At 54.9% G+C, this 570-nt stretch carries 1 protein-coding gene; it reads left to right on the top strand.

Annotated elements, in window-relative coordinates; translation table 11 throughout:
- Positions 1-570, top strand: a 570-nt coding sequence (locus BLW97_RS18040) for an ISL3 family transposase (RefSeq protein WP_143214989.1), incomplete at both ends; no start/stop codon positions are given.

Genomic DNA, 570 nt, shown 5'->3' with positions numbered 1-570 from the left:
TCTACAGGCCCATGGTGGTAGCGCGGAAGCGATCACCGATGTGAGCATGGACCTCTCGCCGGCCTTCCAGAAAGGGGCTGCCGAGCACCTGCCCAATGCGGAGATCACTTTCGATCGTTTTCACCTCATGAAGCTCGTCAACGAGGCCGTAGACGACGTGCGCAAGGGGGAAGTCCTCACCCAGCCAAATCTCAAAAAGACCCGCTGGCTTTGGCTCAAGAACGATTGCAACCTCAAAATGAAGCAGAAAGAAAAGCTGCAGGAATTGCTCAAAGACCAGAACCTCAAGACGGCGCAGGCCTACCAGTTCCGCCTGACCTTTCAGGACATCTTCACGATCAAGAATCGCCACCAGGGGGCTACCCTCTTGAAAGCCTGGTTGGAAAACGCCAGAACCAGCGATCTGCCGCCTATCGTCAGGGTCGCCTACACCATCATGAATCACTGGGATGGCGTGCTCCGATGGTTCGAGAGCCAGATCACCAATGGAATTCTGGAAGGTTTCAACAGCCTCATTCAATCCGCCAAGGCCAAGGCTCGGGGTTACCGCACGCACAAGAACTTTATCAA

Origin of the sequence: Acidithiobacillus albertensis (assembly GCF_001931655.1) — a bacterium.
In the GTDB taxonomy this organism is placed as follows: Bacteria; Pseudomonadota; Gammaproteobacteria; order Acidithiobacillales; family Acidithiobacillaceae; genus Acidithiobacillus; species Acidithiobacillus thiooxidans.
The sequence above is the reverse complement of the archived record's forward strand: the minus strand, read 5'-3'. Positions and strand labels throughout refer to the sequence as shown.